Source organism: Pseudokordiimonas caeni (assembly GCF_026719705.1).
Taxonomy (GTDB): Bacteria; Pseudomonadota; Alphaproteobacteria; order Sphingomonadales; family Kordiimonadaceae; genus Gimibacter; species Gimibacter caeni.
The window spans coordinates 89,900-110,220 of the sequence record NZ_JAPPRR010000001.1; the positions used below are offsets into that span (position 1 = coordinate 89,900).

General features: G+C 61.1%; 23 protein-coding genes. 16 read left to right on the forward strand and 7 right to left on the reverse strand.

What is annotated here, in order from left to right:
- Window positions 1-3 precede the first annotated feature (3 nt).
- Complete coding sequence (locus tag OU694_RS00400) at window positions 4-1,074, forward strand: enoyl-CoA hydratase/isomerase family protein (protein WP_308909027.1); 1,071 nt, start codon at window positions 4-6, stop codon at window positions 1,072-1,074.
- 17 nt (window positions 1,075-1,091) lie between these two features.
- A complete protein-coding gene (gene mmsB / locus OU694_RS00405) occupies window positions 1,092-1,982 on the forward strand; it encodes a 3-hydroxyisobutyrate dehydrogenase (protein WP_308909028.1) in 891 nt (296 codons plus the stop codon).
- Between the two features lie 4 nt (window positions 1,983-1,986).
- On the opposite strand, the gene OU694_RS00410 is transcribed toward mmsB, so the two are convergent.
- On the reverse strand, window positions 1,987-2,700 hold the full coding sequence (locus OU694_RS00410) for a helix-turn-helix transcriptional regulator (RefSeq protein ID WP_308909029.1): 714 nt from the start codon (window positions 2,698-2,700) through the stop codon (window positions 1,987-1,989).
- A gap of 263 nt (window positions 2,701-2,963) precedes the next feature.
- On the opposite strand from OU694_RS00410, the gene OU694_RS00415 reads away from it, so the two are divergent.
- The 4 genes from OU694_RS00415 to astB are packed head-to-tail and all read left to right on the forward strand — an operon-like array spanning window position 2,964 to window position 8,116.
- On the forward strand, window positions 2,964-4,220 hold the full coding sequence (locus OU694_RS00415; RefSeq protein ID WP_308909030.1) for a hydrolase: 1,257 nt from the start codon (window positions 2,964-2,966) through the stop codon (window positions 4,218-4,220).
- Window positions 4,221-4,252: 32 nt separating this feature from the next.
- A complete protein-coding gene (gene astA, locus OU694_RS00420; RefSeq protein WP_308909031.1) occupies window positions 4,253-5,305 on the forward strand; it encodes an arginine N-succinyltransferase in 1,053 nt (350 codons plus the stop codon).
- A gap of 1 nt (window position 5,306) precedes the next feature.
- Entirely contained in the window at window positions 5,307-6,782 is a 1,476-nt protein-coding gene (gene astD / locus OU694_RS00425) for a succinylglutamate-semialdehyde dehydrogenase (RefSeq protein WP_308909032.1), read from the forward strand.
- A complete protein-coding gene (astB, locus tag OU694_RS00430; protein ID WP_373460228.1) occupies window positions 6,782-8,116 on the forward strand; it encodes an N-succinylarginine dihydrolase in 1,335 nt (444 codons plus the stop codon). The genes astD and astB overlap by 1 nt, the downstream gene beginning before the upstream one ends.
- An 18-nt stretch (window positions 8,117-8,134) precedes the next feature.
- On the opposite strand, the gene OU694_RS00435 is transcribed toward astB, so the two are convergent.
- Entirely contained in the window at window positions 8,135-8,728 is a 594-nt protein-coding gene (locus OU694_RS00435) for a PAS domain-containing protein (protein WP_308909034.1), read from the reverse strand.
- Between the two features lie 152 nt (window positions 8,729-8,880).
- On the opposite strand from OU694_RS00435, the gene msrP reads away from it, so the two are divergent.
- Both msrP and msrQ read left to right on the forward strand, forming a co-directional pair.
- Window positions 8,881-9,831, forward strand: a complete 951-nt coding sequence (msrP, locus tag OU694_RS00440; protein WP_308909035.1) for a protein-methionine-sulfoxide reductase catalytic subunit MsrP — start codon at window positions 8,881-8,883, stop codon at window positions 9,829-9,831.
- Window positions 9,831-10,469, forward strand: a complete 639-nt coding sequence (gene msrQ, locus OU694_RS00445; protein WP_308909036.1) for a protein-methionine-sulfoxide reductase heme-binding subunit MsrQ — start codon at window positions 9,831-9,833, stop codon at window positions 10,467-10,469. Before msrP ends, msrQ begins: the two co-directional genes overlap by 1 nt.
- Here the strand turns inward: msrQ and OU694_RS00450 are convergent.
- Window positions 10,441-10,803 carry a hypothetical protein gene (locus tag OU694_RS00450; protein ID WP_308909037.1) on the reverse strand — a complete coding sequence of 121 codons (363 nt, stop codon included), beginning with the start codon at window positions 10,801-10,803 and terminating at the stop codon, window positions 10,441-10,443. The two genes, msrQ and OU694_RS00450, sit on opposite strands and share 29 nt — an antisense overlap.
- Complete coding sequence (locus tag OU694_RS00455; protein ID WP_308909038.1) at window positions 10,800-11,258, reverse strand: MaoC family dehydratase; 459 nt, start codon at window positions 11,256-11,258, stop codon at window positions 10,800-10,802. The genes OU694_RS00450 and OU694_RS00455 overlap by 4 nt, the downstream gene beginning before the upstream one ends.
- A gap of 69 nt (window positions 11,259-11,327) precedes the next feature.
- Between OU694_RS00455 and OU694_RS00460 the strand changes: the two genes are divergently transcribed.
- From OU694_RS00460 to OU694_RS00480, 5 genes are all read left to right on the forward strand, one after another.
- Window positions 11,328-12,245 (forward strand): DUF3108 domain-containing protein, encoded by a 918-nt coding sequence (locus tag OU694_RS00460; RefSeq protein ID WP_308909039.1) that lies wholly within the window; start codon window positions 11,328-11,330, stop codon window positions 12,243-12,245.
- 132 nt (window positions 12,246-12,377) lie between these two features.
- The gene (locus OU694_RS00465) at window positions 12,378-13,661 is read left to right on the forward strand and encodes a metal-dependent hydrolase family protein (protein ID WP_373460229.1); all 1,284 of its coding nucleotides are present in this window, start codon (window positions 12,378-12,380) and stop codon (window positions 13,659-13,661) included.
- Between the two features lie 127 nt (window positions 13,662-13,788).
- Window positions 13,789-14,154, forward strand: a complete 366-nt coding sequence (locus OU694_RS00470) for an ArsR/SmtB family transcription factor (RefSeq protein ID WP_308909041.1) — start codon at window positions 13,789-13,791, stop codon at window positions 14,152-14,154.
- Window positions 14,123-14,557: an SRPBCC family protein gene (locus OU694_RS00475; protein ID WP_308909042.1), complete on the forward strand. Its 435-nt coding sequence runs from the start codon at window positions 14,123-14,125 to the stop codon at window positions 14,555-14,557. The genes OU694_RS00470 and OU694_RS00475 overlap by 32 nt, the downstream gene beginning before the upstream one ends.
- Before the next feature lie 34 nt (window positions 14,558-14,591).
- Window positions 14,592-15,068 carry an SRPBCC family protein gene (locus OU694_RS00480; protein ID WP_308909043.1) on the forward strand — a complete coding sequence of 159 codons (477 nt, stop codon included), beginning with the start codon at window positions 14,592-14,594 and terminating at the stop codon, window positions 15,066-15,068.
- A 74-nt stretch (window positions 15,069-15,142) separates the two neighbouring features.
- On the opposite strand, the gene ychF is transcribed toward OU694_RS00480, so the two are convergent.
- From ychF to OU694_RS00495, 3 genes are read right to left on the reverse strand one after another with little or no spacing between them, the layout of a single operon-like run.
- Complete coding sequence (gene ychF / locus OU694_RS00485) at window positions 15,143-16,246, reverse strand: redox-regulated ATPase YchF (RefSeq protein ID WP_308909044.1); 1,104 nt, start codon at window positions 16,244-16,246, stop codon at window positions 15,143-15,145.
- Window positions 16,246-16,938 carry an aminoacyl-tRNA hydrolase gene (gene pth, locus OU694_RS00490; protein ID WP_308909045.1) on the reverse strand — a complete coding sequence of 231 codons (693 nt, stop codon included), beginning with the start codon at window positions 16,936-16,938 and terminating at the stop codon, window positions 16,246-16,248. The genes ychF and pth overlap by 1 nt, the downstream gene beginning before the upstream one ends.
- A gap of 42 nt (window positions 16,939-16,980) precedes the next feature.
- The gene (locus tag OU694_RS00495) at window positions 16,981-17,598 is read right to left on the reverse strand and encodes a 50S ribosomal protein L25/general stress protein Ctc (protein WP_308909046.1); all 618 of its coding nucleotides are present in this window, start codon (window positions 17,596-17,598) and stop codon (window positions 16,981-16,983) included.
- A gap of 288 nt (window positions 17,599-17,886) precedes the next feature.
- On the opposite strand from OU694_RS00495, the gene OU694_RS00500 reads away from it, so the two are divergent.
- From OU694_RS00500 to OU694_RS00510, 3 genes are all read left to right on the forward strand, one after another.
- Window positions 17,887-18,573 carry a transporter substrate-binding domain-containing protein gene (locus OU694_RS00500; protein WP_308909047.1) on the forward strand — a complete coding sequence of 229 codons (687 nt, stop codon included), beginning with the start codon at window positions 17,887-17,889 and terminating at the stop codon, window positions 18,571-18,573.
- A gap of 71 nt (window positions 18,574-18,644) precedes the next feature.
- The gene (locus tag OU694_RS00505) at window positions 18,645-19,487 is read left to right on the forward strand and encodes a substrate-binding periplasmic protein (RefSeq protein WP_308909048.1); all 843 of its coding nucleotides are present in this window, start codon (window positions 18,645-18,647) and stop codon (window positions 19,485-19,487) included.
- An 84-nt stretch (window positions 19,488-19,571) separates the two neighbouring features.
- Window positions 19,572-20,291 (forward strand): CPBP family intramembrane glutamic endopeptidase, encoded by a 720-nt coding sequence (locus OU694_RS00510; protein WP_308909049.1) that lies wholly within the window; start codon window positions 19,572-19,574, stop codon window positions 20,289-20,291.
- The last annotated feature ends 30 nt before the right edge of the window (window positions 20,292-20,321 follow it).

The window sequence follows — 20,321 nt, forward strand, 5'->3', positions numbered from 1 at the left end:
TTGATGACCACCGAACCTGAAGTCTTGTTTGAAATCAAAGGCGGGATCGGCCTCATCACGCTCAATCGCCCGAAGGCGCTCAATAGCCTGACGCGGGATATGTGCAATGCCATCCGCGCCGGGCTCAAGGACTGGGAACGCGACCCGCGTGTCCATGCCGTTGTGGTGGTGGGTGCGGGCGACAAAGCCTTCTGCGCGGGCGGCGATGTGGTGAAAGTGTCCACAAGCTACAAGGAAGGGACCGACGACTGGCGCGGTTTCTTTCATGACGAATATCTGATGAATGTCGCCATCGACGAATTCAAAAAGCCTTATGTGAGCCTCGTGGACGGCATCTGCATGGGCGGCGGGGTCGGCGTTTCCATTCCTGGCGACTTCTGGGTCGCGACCGAAAAGACGCTTTTTGCCATGCCGGAAACCGGCCTTGGCCTTATCCCGGATGTGGGTGGTAGCTGGTTCCTGCCGCGCCTGCCGGGTGAAGCCGGCATGTATCTCGCCCTCACGGGAGCGCGCCTGAAGGCGGCAGACTTGTTCGCGCTTGGCATCGCCACCCATGTGGTGGCCTCGGCTGATGCGCCGGCCCTCGTCAATGCGCTTGCGGACGCCGACATTCACTGCGGCAACTGCGTGAAAGGCGTGCTCGCCAAATTCCACAAGGAACCTGATCCGGCGCCGCTTGCCGCGTATATGGACCAGATCGACGAGATTTTCGCGGGCTTCAGTGTCGAGGACATTATGACAGGCCTCAAGGCCGATGGCGGCGAATGGGCTGTGAGAGAGCATGACCTTTTGCTGACCAAATCGCCCACCAGCATGAAAGTGACGTTCGAACAGCTGCGCCGGGGTGCGGCTGCCGAAACCTTCCGCGAAGTGATGCTGATGGAATACCGGATCGTCACCCACATCCTCGCCGGCAACGATTTCCACGAAGGGGTGCGGGCTATCCTGATCGATAAGGACCAGAAGCCGGTCTGGTCGCCGGCCTCCCTTGCCGACGTCAGCGACAAGGCCGTAGCCGCCCATTTTGAACCCCTCGGCAGTGCGGCGGAACTTGATCTCGCCCGCCTTGGCTGAAGGAACGGAGAAGAAGAATGACGAAAATCGCCTTCATCGGGCTTGGCCATATGGGCCTGCCCATGTCCAGAAATCTGCTGAAAGCCGGCTTCGATGTGATCGGCTTTGACCTTGTGCCTGCAGCAGTTGCGGCCTTCTCGGAAAGCGGCGGCAAAACGGCAGGGGCAATTGCCGATGCAGTGGCGGGCGCCGACGTCGTCCTCACCATGTTGCCGTCTGGCGCCATCGTGAAATCGGTTTATGAGGGCGAGGGCGGCGTGTTTGCGCATGCGAAGGCAGGGGCGCTGCTGATTGACAGCTCAACCATCGATGTGGCTACCGCGCGTGAGGTTTCGGCGAAGGCTGTGGCCAACGGATTCGATATGGTCGACGCGCCGGTTTCGGGTGGTGTTGGCGGGGCGACTGCCGGGACGCTTGCTTTCATGGTCGGTGGCACCGCAGAAGCCTTCAAACGCGCCGAACCGGTGCTCGCCCCCATGGGCAAGAAGATCGTGCATGCGGGGGCATCCGGCAACGGTCAGGCCGCCAAGATTTGCAACAATATGCTTCTGGCCATTTCGATGATCGGCACGTCCGAAGCCTTCAACCTCGGGCGCGCGCTCGGCCTTGATGATCAGGTCTTTTTCGATATCGCGTCGAACGCCTCGGGCCAGTGCTGGTCGCTGACGAGCTATTGCCCGGTGCCGGGCCCAGTGCCTGCGTCGCCAGCGAACAACGACTACAAGCCCGGCTTTGCCACGGCCCTGATGCTGAAGGACCTGCGTCTTGCAATGGAAGCCGCAGGCGGGGCTGGCGCCAATACGCCGCTCGGCAAGCTGTCGGCTGAAATATATACCGCCATGGACGCGGACGGCCATGGCGGTGTGGATTTCTCCGGCGTGATCAAACATCTCGCCGGCAAGCTGTAAGGGGTCAGACGGCGCCTGCCGTCATCCAGCCGGTGACGGGTTGCATATGCCGCGCGACATCCTGCCCCGTCGCCCCGTAGCGGATTACCGCCTGCGTGCGGTTCGAAACGCCAAGCACTTTGAAGATCGCATGCATGTGCGCCTTCACGGTGCCTTCGGCGATATCGAGCCGGGCTGCAATTTCCTTGTTCGGCAAGCCGTCGGCAGCCATGGCCAGAATCTGCTTCTGGCGGAAGGACAGGCGGCCGAGATCGACCGTTTCTTCCTTCAGACGGTAGCCGTTCGTACCGGTGCGGTGGCCGCGCATGGCGGCACCCACGTCGGGGCGCGCCGGCTGTGTTGCTGAGTGGCCGATATGATCGACAGGCAACTGCAGTGCGCGGCGGATCGTCTTGATGATCATGCCAACGGGGGCCGAGCGCGGCACGCTGAGGCCGGTCCCTGCTGCATCAAGCGGGATTTCTTGGCCCTCGGTGATGGTGACAAGCGCGGCATCGGGATACAGGCGCCGTACCAGCTTGATAAAGTCGGCAGCAGCCCGGCCAAGGCTTGCCGGGCGGACGACGACCAGTGAAATGTTCGACGTGCCGGCAGCAGCAGTGACAAAGCTGTGTTCGGTGCCGACCTCGATGACGCTTTCAAAAGTGGCGGAGGCCCGCACCACTTCTTTCAGGCTCAGTCGGTAAAGTTCTTCGCTATCAGCGATCAGGGCTTGCATCGTTAATTCCTCGCTTTCGTGTTTGGTCCGGCGTTTTTGCCGGCCGCCCCGGGTGGGTCCCGGATGCGGTCCCGTGTCAGGCAACGAAAGTGTATCGGAAACGCGAGGGTTTCTGCGGGGGATGCGATGAAATGTGCGAAAGGCGCGATGAACCGACGTTACAGGCCGTTTGGCGGGCACGGCTTGACCGGCACGCCGGGTTAGTCTAGCGAGGAGGGAGGCATCGGCGCTGTCTCAAAGGCCCGATGCGGGAGAGGAATTTCATGCTCGGGACCCTGACCCAGGCGGCAGCAGCACGCCGCATCCTGGACGAAGTGGACAACCGTACGGCCGCGCTTGTCGGCGTGCTCACGGACTGGTCAGCAATCAATAGCGGCAGCCGCAATCTGGACGGCCTTCTGCGGATGGAAAAAGCCATTGTGGCGCATGCGGCATCGCTTGGCGCCGAGGTTTCCTATGTGGACCTGCCGGACACCGAAATGGTGGAAAGCGATGGTCGGGTGGCGACGGTGCGGAACGGCCGGGCGATCCGGCTTGTCAAACGGCCGACGGCTAATCGCCGTGTGTTGCTGACTGGCCATACGGATACGGTTTTCCCCGAAACGAGCGCTTTCCAGAAAGCCGAATTCCTGAGCGAGACGCACCTCAACGGCCCGGGCGTGGCGGATATGAAAGGCGGCATCCTTGTGATGCTGTCGGCGCTTGAGGCCTTTGAACAGTCGCCCTATGCGAGCCAACTTGGCTGGGAAGTACTGCTGTCCCCTGACGAGGAAACAGGGTCGCTCGCAAGCGCGGGCCTATTGGCGGAACGCGCCCGTGCTGCCCACATCGGCCTTACCTACGAGCCTGCCCTCGCCGATGGCACGCTCGCCGGGGAGCGCAAGGGCAACGGCAATTATACGCTGGTGGTGGAGGGGCGGGCCGCCCACGCCGGCCGCGATTTTGACAAGGGCCGCAACGCAGTGGTGGCGCTTGCCAGCCTCATTGGCGAATTCGCCGGACTCACCGGCGGCCGCCCTGGCATCACGGTCAACCCGGCAGTCATCACGGGCGGCACAGCCACGAATGTGGTGCCGGATCATGCCCAGTGCCGCATCAATGTGCGTCTTGCCCGCCCCGAGGACGCCGAATGGCTCGAAGACCGGTTCGACGAGATACTGGCAGTGTGGAACGCGCGTGAAGGCTATCACGTACACCTGCACGGCGGTATTAACCGCCCGCCCAAGATACTCACACCCGCCAACCTCGCCCTCATGGAACTGATCAAGGACTGCGGTGCCGACCTAGGCTTCGAGGTCAGGTATGTGCCGACAGGCGGCTGCTGCGAGGGGAACAATCTGGCCGCTGCGGGCCTGCCGAACGTCGACACACTTGGCGTGCGTGGCGGCAATATCCACAGCGCCGACGAATACATGCTGACCGATAGCCTGCCCGAACGCATCCGGCTGTCGGCACTCATTCTGATGGCCATCGCCGACGGGCGGCTTGATGGCTATATCGAACGAGGCACCGGCAGTTAGCGACCGGTGCCCAATATGAAGGGGAGAAGGGAATGATCGTTGTCAGACCGGCAGCGCAAGGGGATATCGACGGCCTGATGGCCCTCGCAGGCAAAGCCGGGACGGGGCTTACGACGCTGCCGCCCCATGCCCCGACGCTGGAAGGCAAGATTACCGATTCGATCAAGGCGTTCGGGCACCCGACAGGGCTTGGCGAGCGGTTGAAATATTTCCTCGTGATGGAAGACACCGAGACCGGCGCCATCATCGGCACCAGCGCTGTGGTGGCTGGAATCGGGCTCGACAAGCCTTTCTACTGCTACCGTCTCCTCCATATCACGCAGGCGTCGAATGACCCGGAGATGCGGATCGATACGGAGCTTCTGCAGCTCTCTAACGATTTTGTCGGCTGCACTGAAGTCGCGACCCTGTTCCTTGATCCCGATCATCGCCGGCCCGGTCTTGGCAAGCTGCTCGCAAAGGCGCGCTACCTGCTGATCGCGGCACATCTTGACCGTTTCGCCGACCGTGTGTTCGCCGAAATCCGCGGATGGGTGGACGAACACGAGAACAGCCCCTTCTGGGAAGCGATCGGCCGCCAGTTTTTCGGCATGAGCTTCACAGAAGCAGACCGGATCAACGGGCAGGGCAACAGCCAGTTTATCGCCGACCTGATGCCCAAGTTCCCGATCTATACCGTGCTGCTGCCGGAGGCCGCCAAGTCGGTGATCGGTCGCCCGCACGATGGCGCACGCCCGGCGCTCAAGCTTCTGGAACAGGAAGGTTTTCACTTCTCGGGTGCTGTCGACATTTTCGATGCCGGCCCAGAGGTTGAGGTGCATAAGCGCGGTATCTGGACGGTGCGTGCATCCGAGCGCGGTACGCTCGCCGGCAGCGTTGACGGCCAGCCGGGCGAGGGCGCCTATCTTGCCGCCAACGCCAGCCTTGAAGGCTTCCGCGCCACGCTCACCAATGTGGTCGATACGGCAAGCGGGCTCTGGATGCCTGACGCGGCGGCGAAGGCCCTTGATCTTGCCAAGGGGGACGAATTCATATTCGCGCCCCTCAATCGCGGTGAGCGCACAGCGAACAGGGAACGGAGCTGACATGGCACATCTTATCAACGGCACCTGGCTTGAAGGCAGCGGCACGCTTTTCACTTCGATCGATCCGTCGAATGAGGAAACGGTTTGGACGGGCTTTGCCGCGACCGAAGCCGAAGTTGCTGCCGCCGTCGCTGCGGCCCGTGCCGCCCGCGACAAATGGGCCATGACGCCGCTTGCTGACCGGATCGCCACCGCTGAACGTTATGCCGCCATCCTGACAGAGGAAAAGGCGGCACTCGCCGAACTGATCGCCCGCGAGGCCGGAAAGGTACTGTGGGACGCCGAAGGCGAAGCCACGGCGATGATCAACAAGGTTGCCATCTCGGTGCGCGCCCATGAGGAGCGCACCGGCACGAAGGAAGCGGTCAACGGCCTGATCCGGTCGCGCCTCACCCACCGACCGCACGGGGTGATGGCAGTGTTCGGGCCCTACAATTTCCCCGGCCACCTGCCGAACGGCCATATCGTGCCGGCCCTCATCGCCGGCAATACGATTGTCTTCAAGCCGAGCGAACTGACGCCCGCGGTGGCCGAATTCATGGTCAAGGCCTGGATGAAGGCCGGCTTGCCGGATGGCGTCTTCAACCTCATCCAGGGTGCGCGCGCCGTCGGTGAGGCGCTCGTCAGCGACCCCGGCATCGACGGACTTCTGTTCACCGGCAGCGTGCGCGGCGGGCAGTCGATTGCCCGCGCGCTTGTCGACCGGCCGGAAGTCATCCAGGCGCTTGAAATGGGCGGTAACAACCCGCTGATCGTGCATGAAGTCGATGATCTTGATGCGGCTGCCGTGCTGACCATCCTTTCGGCCTTTGTTTCGTCCGGTCAGCGCTGCACCTGTGCGCGTCGGCTGATCGTGCCGGTGGGCGAGGCGGGCGACCGTTTCATCGCGCGGCTGATCGCCGCCATGAAAGGCATCCGCATCGGCGGCTGGGCAGATGCCGAAGAAGTCTTCATGGGGCCGGTTGTCAGTGCGGCGGCGGCCGACATGGTGCTGAAGGCGCAGGGCGACCTGATCGCGAAAGGCGCGAAAGCCCTTGTGGAATGCGCTGAATTGCCACGCGGCGAGGCGTTCCTGTCGCCCGGCCTTCTGGATGTCACTGCCGTGAAGGACCGGCCAGACGCCGAGATTTTCGGGCCGCTCCTGCAGCTCATCCGCGTGCCGGATTTCGAAGCGGCGGTGGCGGAAGCCAACAATACCCGCTTCGGGCTCGCCTCGGGCCTGATCTCGGATAGCCACGCGCTGTTCGAAAGCTTCTATCCCCGCGCTCGCGCCGGGATCGTGAACTGGAACCAGCAGCTGACCGGTGCTGCCTCCACGGCGCCCTTCGGCGGGATCGGGCTTTCCGGCAACCACCGCCCGAGCGCCTATTATGCAGCAGATTATGCCGCCTATCCGGTAGCGACGATGGAACAGGCCGAAGGGCGCGTGGCAGTGGCCGCGAACCCCAAGGGGCTTGTGTTTGAAAGGGCCGAATGATGGCGTTTACAGAAGCGAATTTTGATGGCCTTGTGGGCCTCACCCACAATTATGCGGGTCTTTCGTACGGCAACGTGGCGTCGGCCAAAAACAAGGGCGGCGTCGCGAATCCGCGGGAAGGTGCGCTTCAGGGCCTCGACAAGATGGCGCATATGAAAAGCCTTGGCCTTGTGCAGGGCCTGCTGCCGCCGCACGAACGCCCACATCTGAAAACCCTGCGCGCTTTCGGTTTCACGGGCTCGGACGCGGAAATCATTGCGAATGCCTACCGCGCAAACCCGGTCCTGATGGCGAACGTGGCATCGGCCGCCGCGATGTGGACGGCAAACGCGGCGACCGTTTCGCCGTCCCCAGACACAACAGACGGCCGCACCCATTTCACGCCCGCAAACCTCGCTGCCATGTTCCACCGTTCGATTGAGGCGCCGACCACGGCCCGCGTGCTGAAACGCCTGTTCCCGCAGGGTGACCGTTTCACGCACCACGAACCGCTTATCGGTGGTACGCATCTGGGGGACGAAGGGGCGGCGAACCACAACCGCTTCTGTGCCGATCACGGCGCTGAAGGGGTGGAGCTGTTCGTTTATGGCCGCAGCGCGTTCGAAACCGCCAAGGAACTGCAATTCCCCGGCCGGCACACGCTCGAGGCCTGTCATGTGGTTGCCACGCACCACAAGCTGAAGCCCGGCAAGGTGCTGATGGTGAAGCAGAATCCAGTCGCGATCAACGCTGGAGCCTTCCACAATGATGTGGTCGCCGTGTCGAACCGCGATGTGTTTTTCTTCCACGATCAGGCATTCGAGGATAGCGCGTCGCTGACAGGCGCCATCCAGAAGGCGATGGGCGATACGCCAATGCATTTCATCGAGGTTGCCTCGTCCGATGTGCCGCTTGAAGATGCTGTCAAATCCTATCTCTTCAACAGCCAGCTCGTCAGTGTGCCCGGCCGTGATGGCATGACGTTGATTCTGCCGACAGAAGTTGCGGAAACGCCATCAACCAAGGCTTATGTTGAAAAGCTGATCGCCTCGGGCGGGCCGATCAAGCATGCCGACTATATGGATGTGCGCCAAAGCATGCGGAACGGTGGCGGCCCTGCCTGCCTGCGCCTGCGTGTCGTGCTGTCGGACGAGGACCGTGCCGCCATGGGCGGACGTGTCCTCATCGATGACGCGCTGCTGGCTGATCTCCGCACATGGGTGAACAAGCATTACCGCGACCGGCTGATGCCGGAAGATCTGGGCGATCCAAAGCTTGCAGAGGAATGTTTCGTAGCCCTTGACGAACTGACCCGGATCCTCGATCTCGGCAGCGTTTACGACTTCCAGCTCTAGGGCAGGGACAGAGCCCGCTCAGGCGACGTCGGCGAAAAGCCGGCCGCCCATCGGCGAGCCGAAGCCGAGGTCGGCGAAATGATAGGATGCGCCTTCATCACGCAGGAGGCGCATTTCCACCCCGGTCTTGCTCATCATATGCGGCGGCAGGGCGCGCGAGGCCCCGATGATGAAGCGCGGCTGGCCGTTGGCGTCGGCAAGCGGCAGGTGGATCGAGCGATAGAGGACTGGCTTCGCGCTTTTCTTGTCGGTGATCAGTACTTCATGGCTGCCCGCACACCGGAAAGTGTGCAGTACACGGAAATAGTCCATCTCACCTTTGGTGAGGAGGCTTGTCGGCAGGTCGTCGATCTTGAGACCCGTCAGGTTGCGCCCGAAATGGGCGCTGAAGGCGGTGCCAGCCAGACGAATCTGCAGTGCGCCTGTATCGGTCCATTCCAGCATGAAGATGTAAGGCAGGTAACGCGCGATTTTCATCGGCGTGAAGGCGGATTTCGCCGGGATGCGGCGGCCGGTTGCGGCCACGCTCTCCTCGCTCAGTTGAAGCCAAAGGTCGACAAGCGCCTTGGCTGCTTCATCCTTGCATAAAATACTCAGATCGATCGGTGTCATTGCCGTCAACTCGGATACCACTCTAAACGTAAACAGACTTGTTGGCCCTTATAGCCTCCCAATCCCTCACAAAAAGTAAAAGGATTCGTTATTTGGTCTTGAGGCCCGTGAAGACTAGGGTGGGGCAAGTCACATTGCAAAGGAATGAAGTCATGTTTCGCCGGTCAAGCCCTTGGCAGGAAAAGGAAAGTGAAGTTACGCCGCAGTCGGTTTACCTGAACCGGCGGCAGATCATGACGGGCGCCGGTGCGCTTTTCGGCCTCACGGCGCTTGGCGGGATCGCGGCGTCGGCACGCGAGACTCGCACCCTTGCGCCCCTGAAGGCGATGAAATCGGACTTTGATCCGGGCGAGGAGCTGACGCCCGAGAGCGCTGTGACCAGCTACAATAATTATTACGAGTTCGGCACCAACAAGGACGACCCGGCGGCGGAAGCCTGGCGGCTGAAGGTTAAGCCATGGACCGTGAAGGTCGATGGCATGACCGACAAGCCGGGTAATTATGCGCTTGAGGATATCGTCGACTATAATGCCCTTGAAGAGCGCATTTACCGGCTGCGCTGTGTGGAAGCCTGGTCGATGGTGATCCCGTGGCTGGGTGTGCCGCTCGCCCCCCTGATCCGAAAGCTTGCCCCGCAGTCCGGTGCCAAATTCGTGCGTTTTGAAACGCTTGCCGACAAAAGCCAGATGCCCGGCATCCGCTGGCCGGTGATCGACTGGCCCTATGTGGAAGGCTTGCGGATGGACGAAGCGCTCAACCCGCTCGCCTTCCTTGCAGTCGGCCTTTATGGCAAGGAACTGCCCAACCAGAACGGTGCGCCGGTGCGCCTTGTGGTGCCGTGGAAATACGGTTTCAAGTCGATCAAGTCGATCGTGCGGATCAGCTTCACGGATGACATGCCCCGCACCGCCTGGATGAAATCGGCACCGAGCGAATATGGCTTCTATTCGAATGTGAACCCGGAGGTCGATCACCCCCGCTGGAGCCAGGCACGCGAGCGCCGTATCGGCGAGTTTGGCCGCCGTGAGACGCTGATGTTCAATGGCTATGGCGAATGGGTCGCGGACCTTTATCGCGGCATGGATCTGCAGAAGAATTATTGATGCCGAAAGTGCCGATGAATGTGTTGCGGTTCGGGCTGAAGCCGCTGGCCTTCGTGGCCATGCTGCTGCCCTTCCTGTGGCTTGCCTACAGTTGGTATTTTGCCTTTCAGGGGCTGCCGAACGGGCTTGGCGTCAACCCGCAAGAAGCATCCAACCGCTTCACCGGTGACTGGGCCCTGCGATTCCTTTTGCTGACGCTGGCGGTGACGCCCTTTTCGAAGCTGATCAAAAGCCCGAAGCCGATCCTGTTTCGGCGAATGATCGGGCTTTATGCGCTTTTCTACGCTGTCGCGCACGTGACGAGTTATGTCTGGCTGGATCTCTATTTTGCGTGGGGCGACATCTGGGCCGATATCCTGAAGCGCACTTATATCACCGTCGGCATGGCCGCACTTCTACTTCTCATCCCGCTTGGCGTTACCAGCACGAAAGGCTGGATACGACGCATGGGCAGCCGGCGCTGGCGAAAGCTGCACATGGCCATCTATGCAATCGCCCCGCTTGCCGTGATCCATTTTTTCATGATGCGAAAGGGTATACAGATCGAGCCGCTGGTTTACGGCGCGATCTATCTGGCGCTGATGGTGCCGCGCGTGAAGGCGCGCCTTGTTACCCGCCGAAGGGCGAGTCCGGCATAACGACTTCCATATTGCAGGTCCGGGCGGCTTTCATGCCGACTTCAGACATGACCTGTGCAAGGCGCCCCATATCCGCCATGTCGATGACACCGCTCATCATGAACTGGGCCATGGCATTCGGATTGTCCTTCAGCTCGTTCGCCTTCAGGGACATCAGCATGAAGGTTTCATAATCCTTGGCGGACAGGCCCTTTTTCATTTCCGCGTGGGCGCAGCGGCATTTGCCGAGGTCGCGGTGTTCTTCAACGCAGGCCTGAATGAGGGCGTCCTCGTTGCTGGCAACGGCAGCACCCGAGAAAAGCGACAGGCTGATAGCAAGTGTCAAACGGATCATGATTGTGTCGGGCGGCGCAGGATCATCATGGTTGCCGTGAAGTCCATCACCACCTCTCCTTTCTGGTTGAGTGTTTCAATATTTGATTTCGACAGCCCGAGGTTGGGCCGTGTTTCAGAGGGCCGGGCTTCAAGCACCGTTGTCCTCACACTCAATACTTCGCCGACCTTCACCGGCTGGCGCCACCGCAATTGCTCGACGCCCGGGCTGCCCATGCTGGCTGTACCCCGGCCCATCATATTCTTCACCATCATCGACATGGTCATGGCGCATGTATGCCAGCCGCTGGCGCACAGGGTGCCGAACACTGACTTTTTCGCCAGTTCCTCATCCAGATGGAAGGGCTGGGGGTCGTATTTGGAGGCAAACTCGATCACTTCATCGCGGGTGACCTCGTAGGACCCGAAGGTCTCGACACTTCCGACAACGAGGTCTTCCAGAAAGATTTTGAACATTCTATCCTTCTCCCTTGAGAAGCGAGAGCGTGGCGGCGAGGCTGCCTTTCGTCAAGTGAGGAAAGAAAAATGACGGCGAGTTTCAAATCTGTCTGCGTTCGCGTGGCTGCGGCTGCCGTGCTGATTGCGCTGCCGGCAAGCGCCGAGACGCATCAGGCTTCCTACGAGTTCCGTTGGGGTGGGCTCCTGATCGGCGAAAGCGATGTTCGGCTGACAACGGATGATGACAGCTACCGGATCGAAACGACCTTCCGCACGCGGGGGCTTCTCTCGCTTTTCTCGAAAGGGGAGAGCCGGGCGTCGGCGACCGGGGATATCCTGCCTGATGGGAGATTGGTACCTGATCAGTATGTCTCCGAGGGTCGTTGGGGCGGCGACGATTACCGCCGCATGATCCGCTATGACGATACGGGTCGGGTGGCCGGGATCGAGCAGGACTGGCCCGAGGAATGGCTGAAGGACGACAAGCGCGAACCTGTGCCCGAGGACCAGCAGGCAGGGCCAGATCCCCTGTCGCTTCTTGTATCCGCCGTCAGCGGCGCAGCACTGCCGGGCGGGGTGGAAAGCGACCGGGTGTGGCGCAGCTTCGAAGGGCGCAGCGTGATCGATTTCCGGGTACGCTGTCTGGATGGCATGGACGAGGTGCCGGAAAGCCGTCACAGCCCGATCGCTGGCGAGGCTGTCGCCTGCGGGCTGACAAGCGAGATCGTGGCGGGCAAACCCATCGAGACTGAGAAGGAACGTCGCAAGCGCGAGAAGCGCGAGGCCAAGGAACTGGCAGCCAGGGACAAGGGCCATGACGACGAACGCGACGGCACGCGCGACGCCGACCTCAAAGGCCTTCGTCTGTGGCTGCAGCGGGACGAGGCGGCCGGCCTGTGGCTGCCGATCCGTGCCCGCATGCGATCCGGCTGGGGCACGGTCAGGATGATCATGGTGGAAAGCGAACTCTCTGATTCCGCAACTGAATCCGCCACGTCCCGCTAGAGCCTAAACTTTAGTCGCGAATCTTCACGTCTTTGTGACTAGGCCGGCCGCTTATCCCCTTGGCTCGCCAACCTGCTGTGGCAGACTGCCGCGCAAAGGTTTCAAGTGGGAGGAAATACCGTGAAAAAATTGATGAAACTGGCTGCCGTCGCCCTGATGGCGGGAGCGTCCACCGCCGCCATGGCAGAAACTACCGTGATCCATGCCGGCGAGCTTCTGGCCGTGCCCGGTAAGGCGCCCCTCAAGGCGCAGACGCTGGTGATCGAGGACGGCAAGGTGAAGGCTGTGGTTGACGGCTACCGGGATGCCGCCAGCTTCGGTGCCGATGCCAAGTATCTGGACCTTAAAGATCGTTTCGTGATGCCGGGCATGATGGACATGCATGTCCACTTGCAGGGCGAACTGGGCGGCGACAAGTACCGCAATCAGGTGCTGCTCTCGAAAGAAGACCTCGGCATGCAGTCGATCATGTATGCGCAGCGCACGCTGGATGCCGGCTTCACGACGGTGCGTGAATGCGGCTCGGACACTGACCAGATGTACGCCTTCCGCGATGCCGTGGAAAAAGGCTGGGTGATGGGTCCGCGTATCATCGCGGCGGGCCATGTGGCCATCACCGGCGGCCATATTGACGTAGATGGCATGAATCACGAGCTGCTGGATCTTTACACCAACAAGGAAGAAGTATGCGACGGTGCCGACGATTGCACCCGCGCCACCCGCCACGCCATCAAATACGGCGCCGACCTTATCAAGATCGCGTCCACGGGCGGCGTGCTTTCGGATATCGCCACCGGCACCGGCCAGCAGATGACCGATGACGAGATCAAGGCGGTGGTCGAAGCTGCCCACGCCATGGGCCGTAAGGTAGCAAGCCATGCCCACGCGGCTGCAGGCATCAATGCCGCCCTCCGTGCCGGAGTCGATAGCATCGAACATGGCTCGTATGCGGATGACGAATCCTTCAAGCTCTTCAAGAAAACCGGCGCCTATCTGGTACCCACCCTTCTGGCCGGCCAGACTGTGGTGGACCTTGCCAACAACACCGATGTCCTCTCTCCGGCACAGGAAGAGAAAGCACTCGCGGTGGGCGAGGCCATGAAGGCCAATATCGCCAAGGCGGTGAAGGCCGGCGTGAAGATTGCCTACGGCACCGATAGCGGCGTATCCCACCACGGCGAGAACGCGCGCGAAGCCGTGCTGATGGTGGAAGCCGGGATGACCCCGATGCAGGTTCTGGAATCGGCAACCGTGGCGGCTGCCGACCTGATCGGTAAATCCGACAGCCTCGGCACGCTCGAGCCTGGCAAGGCCGCTGACATCATCGCCACCTCGGCAAGCCCGCTTGGTGACATCAAGGAACTTCTGGACGTCGACTTCGTCATGAAGGGCGGCAAGGTTGTGAAGCAGAAATAAGAAGGCATCCACCTTCGGAAATCCGGCCCTGGCAGGCATGAGCTTGCCGGGGCTTTTTTATATCTTGACGCGTAACTAAAAGGTGACATATAAAAGCGTTACTAAAAGGTTACGAATAAGGAAAGCCATGTCACAAGCCGCCGATCAAGTCAGCCCCGATGTCTTCGCCGCCGTCGCCGATCCGACGCGGCGGGGGATTGTCGAACTGCTGGCACTGAGCGACCGGACGGCGGGAGAACTGGCAGCCGCCTTTCCGGCCCTGTCACGACCAGCCGTTGCCAAACATATCGCCGTCCTGCAGCGCGCGGGGCTCGTGGAAACCCACAGCGTGGGGCGCCAGCGCGTCAACCGCCTGAAGCCTGCCGGCCTCAGCGACGTGATCACCTGGACCGAAACCCTGAACCGCTATTGGGACAGCCGTCTGGATACACTGAAAACACTCGCAGAAGAGGAAGCACGACATGCAGGACATCGTCCGCAAGATCAGGATTGAAGCGCCGGTCGAAATTGTCTGGCGCTATCTGGTGGACGCCGAAAAGCTCCAACGCTGGCTGATGCGGCTGGAGGGTGAAATCGCGCCGGGCAAGGATTTCAGGCTCTGTTATGACGAGCCGGTCGCCAGGGGCGGCGATCCGATTGTGCATCCTTGCAGTGTCCGCGAGATGGACCCACCGCGTCGTCTGGTGATGAACTGGACCTACAGCGGCCTTCTGAACACCAACACCATCGTCTCCTTCGATCTGGTGGCGGATGGTGGTGCAACCGAATTGACCCTCACCCATGCGGGGTGGGACGACGTGCCCGAAGCCGTGCGGGCGGCACAACGTGGTGATTATGACGGCGGCTGGGCGGAGTGCCTTGTACAGCTGAATGCGGCCGTTACCGAAGACCAATAGAAGCTCAACGAGTACGACAGCAAAGGAAAACACCATGCAGGATATTACACGCAAACTCTGGATTGATGCCCCCATCGAAACCGTCTGGTCATACCTCGCCGACCCCGTGAAGCTCGGCCGCTGGCTGATGCGGGTCGATGGCCCGCTCAAGGCCGGGGAACGTTTCCGCTTCGTTTATGATGCGACAAAAATCCAGTGCGGAGACGGTGAAGTTGCCTGCCGGGTTACCGAGATGACGCCGCCCCGCCGGTTTGTCTTCAACTGGACCTTCACCGAGATCGCCGGCGTTGATACGCTGGTGGCGATCGATCTGGCGCCCGTCAATGGCGGCACCGACCTCACCCTCACCCATTCCGGCTGGGGCGCGGTGGCCGAGCCTGTTCGTGCCGAGCAGGTCGAGAGCCACAGCGATGGCTGGACGGAGCATCTGGCGATCATGGAGGAGCTTATCATGGGCAAATCGGTGATCGGCTGGGAAGACAGGATGCTGGCAGCGCTGAAGGCAAGCTGACAGCGCGGCACAGCAAAAACGAAAGGGCCGGGAAACTTCCCGGCCCTTTCTTTATCAAATGCCTGTGGCTTGCCTCAGTTGGCGAAGCGGAAGTGGAGGACGTCGCCGTCTTTCACCACATATTCCTTGCCTTCAAGGCGCATCTTTCCAGCGTCCTTGGCGCCCTGTTCGCCGTTCAGGGCGACATAATCGTCATAGGCGATGGTTTCGGCGCGGATGAAGCCTTTTTCAAAATCGGTGTGGATCACGCCGGCCGCCTGCGGGGCCTTGGTGCCCTTTTCGATGGTCCAGGCGCGGGCTTCCTTCGGGCCTACGGTGAAGTAGGTGATGAGATGCAGCAGGTCGTGGCCGGCGCGGATCACGCGGGCAAGGCCGGTCTGGCCAAGGCCGAGCGTTTCAAGGAATTCGGCTTTCTCGGCGTCATCCTCAAGCTGGGCGATTTCGGATTCGACCGCTGCAGAGATCACCACGCACGCAGCACCCTGAGCATCCGCCATTGCCTTTACCTTCTCGGAGAATTCGTTGCCGGTCGAGGCCGCGTCTTCTTCCACATTGCACACATAAAGGATCGGCTTGGTGGTCAGCAGTTGCAGCATTTCGAGCGCGCGGACTTCATCCTCGTTCGCGGGTTCTACCTTGCGGGCGGGTTCGCCGGCTTCCAGCACCTTGATAGCCTTTTCGATCACCGCCATGGTGACGATGGCTTCCTTGTCGCCGCCTTTCACCTTGCGGGTGAGGCCATTGATGCGCCCTTCAAGGCTTTCGAGGTCGGCGAGCATCAGCTCGGTCTCGATCGTCTCGGCGTCGGCCACAGGATCAACGCGGCCGTCAACGTGGGTGATGTCGTCATCTTCGAAGCAGCGCAGAACATGGACGATGGCATCCACTTCGCGAATGTTGGCGAGGAACTGGTTGCCAAGGCCTTCGCCCTTCGAGGCACCGCGCACGAGGCCGGCAATATCCACGAACGACAGCTGGGTCGGAATGATTTCCTTTGAACCTGCGATGGCAGCGAGCTTGTAGAGGCGCTCGTCCGGCACCGGCACCTGGCCGACGTTCGGCTCGATGGTGCAGAAGGGATAGTTGGCGGCGGCCGCAGCAGCCGTCGAGGTCAGGGCGTTGAAAAGGGTCGATTTGCCGACGTTCGGCAGGCCGACGATGCCACATTTGAAACCCATCAGGTATCTCCGTTCTTGAGGGCCCGGAGTGCCGCCGCAAGGGGCCCGTCGGGTTGTTCCTGTTTATAGTCAGCCTTGGGCTTCGCCGTCTCGGGCGCTGCTTCGGCTTTTTTATCCTGTTTTGGCGGCTGCAGGTGGCGCGCCACATCGGTCATGAAACGGACCGGGTCGCGCCGTGCCAGCCAGCCGCATTCGGCCGCCACGGCGTCCAGCAGCTTGTCGAGCTCGTCTTCTTCCGCCTTCGCGAAATTGCCAAGCACGTGGCCTGTGACCCGGGACTTGTCGCCGGGATGGCCAATGCCAAGGCGCACACGCACGAATTCTGCCCCGATGTGCTGGTCGATTGACCGGATACCGTTATGGCCCGCTGCACCGCCGCCCGTCTTCACCTTGATCTTGGCGAAGGCCAGATCAAGCTCGTCATAGAAGACCACCACATCCGCAGGCGTCAGCTTGTAGAAGCGCATCGCCTCGCCGACCGACTGGCCCGAACGGTTCATGAAGGTTTGTGGCTTGATCGTCAGGACCTTTTCGCCCCCGATCATGCCTTCCGAGACAAGCGCATTGAAGCGGGCGCGCTCGGGCGAAAAAACATGGCGGCGGACAATCCTGTCCACCGCCATGAAACCGATATTGTGCCGGTGGTTCTGATACTCGCTGCCGGGATTGCCGAGACCGACGAACAGCAGCATGAGTCAAAACCCTCCAGCCGGGGTTGCCCCCGCGATCCGCGATTACTCGCTGGCTTCTTCTTCGCTCTCGGCCGCAGCTTCAGCCGAACGCATGCCGCTCGGTGCCACGATCGAAACGATGGTGAAGTCGCGGTCGGTGATGACCGGAGTGCAGCCCTTGGGCAGCTTCACGGACGAGATTTTTGCAGCTTCGCCGATGTCGAGGCCTTCAACCGACACTTCGATGAATTCCGGGATGTTGTCAGCCGGAACATGGAGGTCAACGTCGTGACGGTTGTGGTTGATGGTGCCACCACGCTTCAGGCCCGGCGACTTCTCTTCGCCGATCACATGCACGGGCACGTGAACAACGACGGTCGCGCCTTTGGCGAGACGCAGGAAGTCGATGTGCATCGGGACGTCCGAAACAGGGTGCAGCTGCAGGTCGCGCGGCAGAACCTTCGTCTTCTTGCCGTTCACGTCAACTTCGTAGGTGTGCGACATGAAGCCGCCACGGTTGATCAAGCGAACGATCTCGTTCAGGGGAACCTGAATCGACTCGGGTTCTTTCTTGTCACCGTAAATAACGGCGGGGACCATATTTGCGCGGCGTGCTGCACGGGAGGCTCCCTTGCCAACCCGGTCGCGAGCTTCCGCTTTCAGCGAAACGATTTGTGCCATGGCACTAGCTCCGAATTCGTTGTGCGCATACGGGCCTATCCCGTATACGACCGCCGCTTCCTCCAGGGATGCAAGGGCGGGTTCCCCGGCCCTCCGGAATGAGGGGACGAGTCGGGGCGCGGTGTATCCCGATTCCGGGCCGAAATCAAGGATAAAGGCCGCGAATCCGGTTGACGGGGAGGCATCGTCATGCTTCGTTGCCCGACTGCCGATAGGTAGCCCCGGTCGTATGCGGGGACGTTTGGTTGGGGGACTGACGTGTCTGGCGTGTTGAGGCGTCTTTTAATCGTGCTGGCGTTTGCCGGCCCTGTTGTTGCCGATGACCCCGGGATTCTCCGGGTTTTTACCCATGGCGAAGGCGTTTACGGCCTGGTGCAGCGCGACGGCACCATCAAGGGCCCGGGTGTCGACCAGCTCGCCTGCGCCTCCAAAAACCTCGGCATTCCCTACGTGATTGAGGCAACGTCCATGTCGCGGTCGGAACGGCTGCAGGCACAGGGGCTGCTCGACATGTGGTTCCCGACCTACGATACCGGTGAGCCGCGCGTTGAAGGGCGGCTTGTCGGGCATTTGGGCGACATGGCGATCTACTGGTATCTTCGGAAAGACAGCACGCTTATGCCGGGAGATCCTGATTTCTGGGCGAAGGCGCGAATCAGTGCGTTTGCCGGCTCCTATCCCGACCGCTATATCCGCCAGCGCTCCAACCTTGTGGTCAACGGATCGGACAATCCCGATACGATGGTGATCAATCTGATGGCCGGGCGTTTTGACGCGTTTCTCGCGGCCGATATCCGGCCGGTCCTGAGCCTGGGGATCGAGCGGCGCGCGGCGGGCCGGGTGGGGCTGATCCTTCATTCACAGCTGCCGATGCGGTTCGAAGTCTCGCCCGAGTTCATCGCGGCACACCCCGGCATCATGCCGCGCCTGAAGGCGGCGTTCGACGCCTGCATCGATCAGCCTGCCACGCAATAATCGCGAACCTTCCTTGATTTGTGCGGGCGGCAGGCCCACATTCAGGGAAAGTAAGGCTGTACCGGAGACAGATGCCTTTGCAGGCCCTGCGCTTCATTTTCCTGATCCTTCTGTCCATGACTGCGGCGCATGCTGCTGCCGCACGCGACGAGCAGGCCGTGGCACCCGCCCCTGTAGCTGTTGTTGTGGCAGGATATGAATTCGAGCCCTATGTCACTGCATCCGGCGGGCTAACGCCTGATCTTGTTGCGTTCCTGAACGAAGCGCAGACGGACTATCATTTCGAATTTCTCCAGATTCCAGCCCAGCGCCGCTACCGGATGATGGAAACCGGCAAGGTGGATGCGATCTTTTTCGAGATGCCGCGTTGGGGCTGGGCCGAAAGCGGTGCGGCGGTCGACGCGACGCCGGTGCTGATGAACGATGCCGAAATCTTCGTTGCCCGCCGCGAGCAGGCCACCACCCCCGGCTTTTTCGATTTTATCGCCAACCGGCGGATTGCGGCGGTCCACGGCTTTCACTACCGGTTCGCCGGGTTCGAGGCGGATTCAGCGACGCTGAATTCCAAATTCAACATGCAACTGGTGAGCAGCCAGTCAGCCGTGATGCGGCTGGTGGAAGCGGGCTCAGCCGAGGTCGGGATTGTGGCGCGCAGTTTTCTGATCGGCGAAATGCTGCAGCGGCCTGCACTCCTGAACGCCATCCTGGTCAGTCCGGATGTCGATCAGATTTTCCGCCTGCCGGTGGTGGTCAGGAGAGGCGGCCCGATCAGCGCCGAAGCGCTGACCGCCCTTTTCCAGAAGCTGCATGATGATGGCCGCCTGCCGCACTTCTTTACCAGCCGTGGCCTTGGGCCCCTCTATGTGTGGCCTGGTGCGGCTGAAGAGGGCCGCGAAAATACCCTAACGCCTTGACATGACGGTTTCTTCCTGCCTCCCTTGACGAGCGACAGCCCGTCCAACAAGCCGCAAAGGCACGGACGCAGAGAGGAAACAGGTATGGATAACAACAGCCCCAGCGTTTCGGCGCTGCCGCGGGCAACCGGCCAATTCGATATCGGCGCCCTTTTCGATCTCATCGTCATCCTCGCGGTGCTTGTCACCGTGAAATGGATGCTTACTCCCCACACGCAGCTTTATGCCGGGGCAGGCTCAACTACATCTGCCATGATCGTGGGCACGCTGCTTCTCCGCCGGCGCGGCCTCCGTTGGGCTGACCTCGGCTTCCGCCGCCCCGAAAGCTGGCCGAAGACGCTCGGGCTCGCGGTTCTGGTCTTTGGTATCTATATCGTCGCGCTTGGCGCCATGAAGGGTGTGGCCGACCATTTCTTCGAAGATGTCGGCACCAGTGGCCGGTTCGATCATGTGGAAGGCAATCTTGTTGCGTATCTGATCCTTATGGGCGTGATCTGGACCCATGCGGCCTTTTTTGAGGAACTGATTTACCGGGCCTTCTTCATCAACCGGCTGGGAACAGCGCTTGGTGGCAGCGGTGTCGCGCTCTGTGTTGCTGTCCTCTTCGCGGGCTCCTTCTTCGGATACCGGCACCTTGTGTATCAGGGCATGCATGGGGCACTGATGACCGGCGCTGTAGGCGTGGCCTTCGGGCTCGTTTACCTGTGGTTCGGGCGGCGCAATATATGGCCGCTTATCATCGCGCACGGCACTGTCGACACAATCGGCATCACCGCACGATTTCTCGGAGTGATGGACGACTGAGACATAAGAAAAAGCCCCGGCAGTCATCTG

Bases quoted from the DNA above. Each gene is read 5' to 3' on its own strand.
- OU694_RS00410 (WP_308909029.1), bottom strand. From the start codon at position 2,700: ATGCAAGCCCTGATCGCTGATAGCGAAGAACTTTACCGACTGAGCCTG.
- ychF (WP_308909044.1), bottom strand. From the start codon at position 16,246: ATGGGTTTCAAATGTGGCATCGTCGGCCTGCCGAACGTCGGCAAATCG.
- OU694_RS00415 (WP_308909030.1), top strand. From the start codon at position 2,964: ATGCTCGGGACCCTGACCCAGGCGGCAGCAGCACGCCGCATCCTGGAC.
- pth (WP_308909045.1), bottom strand. From the start codon at position 16,938: ATGCTGCTGTTCGTCGGTCTCGGCAATCCCGGCAGCGAGTATCAGAAC.
- OU694_RS00480 (WP_308909043.1), top strand. From the start codon at position 14,592: ATGCAGGATATTACACGCAAACTCTGGATTGATGCCCCCATCGAAACC.
- OU694_RS00470 (WP_308909041.1), top strand. From the start codon at position 13,789: ATGTCACAAGCCGCCGATCAAGTCAGCCCCGATGTCTTCGCCGCCGTC.
- OU694_RS00475 (WP_308909042.1), top strand. From the start codon at position 14,123: ATGCAGGACATCGTCCGCAAGATCAGGATTGAAGCGCCGGTCGAAATT.
- OU694_RS00465 (WP_373460229.1), top strand. From the start codon at position 12,378: ATGAAACTGGCTGCCGTCGCCCTGATGGCGGGAGCGTCCACCGCCGCC.
- OU694_RS00505 (WP_308909048.1), top strand. From the start codon at position 18,645: ATGCCTTTGCAGGCCCTGCGCTTCATTTTCCTGATCCTTCTGTCCATG.
- astB (WP_373460228.1), top strand. From the start codon at position 6,782: ATGGCGTTTACAGAAGCGAATTTTGATGGCCTTGTGGGCCTCACCCAC.
- OU694_RS00495 (WP_308909046.1), bottom strand. From the start codon at position 17,598: ATGGCACAAATCGTTTCGCTGAAAGCGGAAGCTCGCGACCGGGTTGGC.
- OU694_RS00450 (WP_308909037.1), bottom strand. From the start codon at position 10,803: ATGATCCGTTTGACACTTGCTATCAGCCTGTCGCTTTTCTCGGGTGCT.
- mmsB (WP_308909028.1), top strand. From the start codon at position 1,092: ATGACGAAAATCGCCTTCATCGGGCTTGGCCATATGGGCCTGCCCATG.
- msrP (WP_308909035.1), top strand. From the start codon at position 8,881: ATGTTTCGCCGGTCAAGCCCTTGGCAGGAAAAGGAAAGTGAAGTTACG.
- OU694_RS00455 (WP_308909038.1), bottom strand. From the start codon at position 11,258: ATGTTCAAAATCTTTCTGGAAGACCTCGTTGTCGGAAGTGTCGAGACC.
- astA (WP_308909031.1), top strand. From the start codon at position 4,253: ATGATCGTTGTCAGACCGGCAGCGCAAGGGGATATCGACGGCCTGATG.
- msrQ (WP_308909036.1), top strand. From the start codon at position 9,831: ATGCCGAAAGTGCCGATGAATGTGTTGCGGTTCGGGCTGAAGCCGCTG.
- OU694_RS00400 (WP_308909027.1), top strand. From the start codon at position 4: ATGACCACCGAACCTGAAGTCTTGTTTGAAATCAAAGGCGGGATCGGC.
- OU694_RS00460 (WP_308909039.1), top strand. From the start codon at position 11,328: ATGACGGCGAGTTTCAAATCTGTCTGCGTTCGCGTGGCTGCGGCTGCC.
- OU694_RS00510 (WP_308909049.1), top strand. From the start codon at position 19,572: ATGGATAACAACAGCCCCAGCGTTTCGGCGCTGCCGCGGGCAACCGGC.
- astD (WP_308909032.1), top strand. From the start codon at position 5,307: ATGGCACATCTTATCAACGGCACCTGGCTTGAAGGCAGCGGCACGCTT.
- OU694_RS00435 (WP_308909034.1), bottom strand. From the start codon at position 8,728: ATGACACCGATCGATCTGAGTATTTTATGCAAGGATGAAGCAGCCAAG.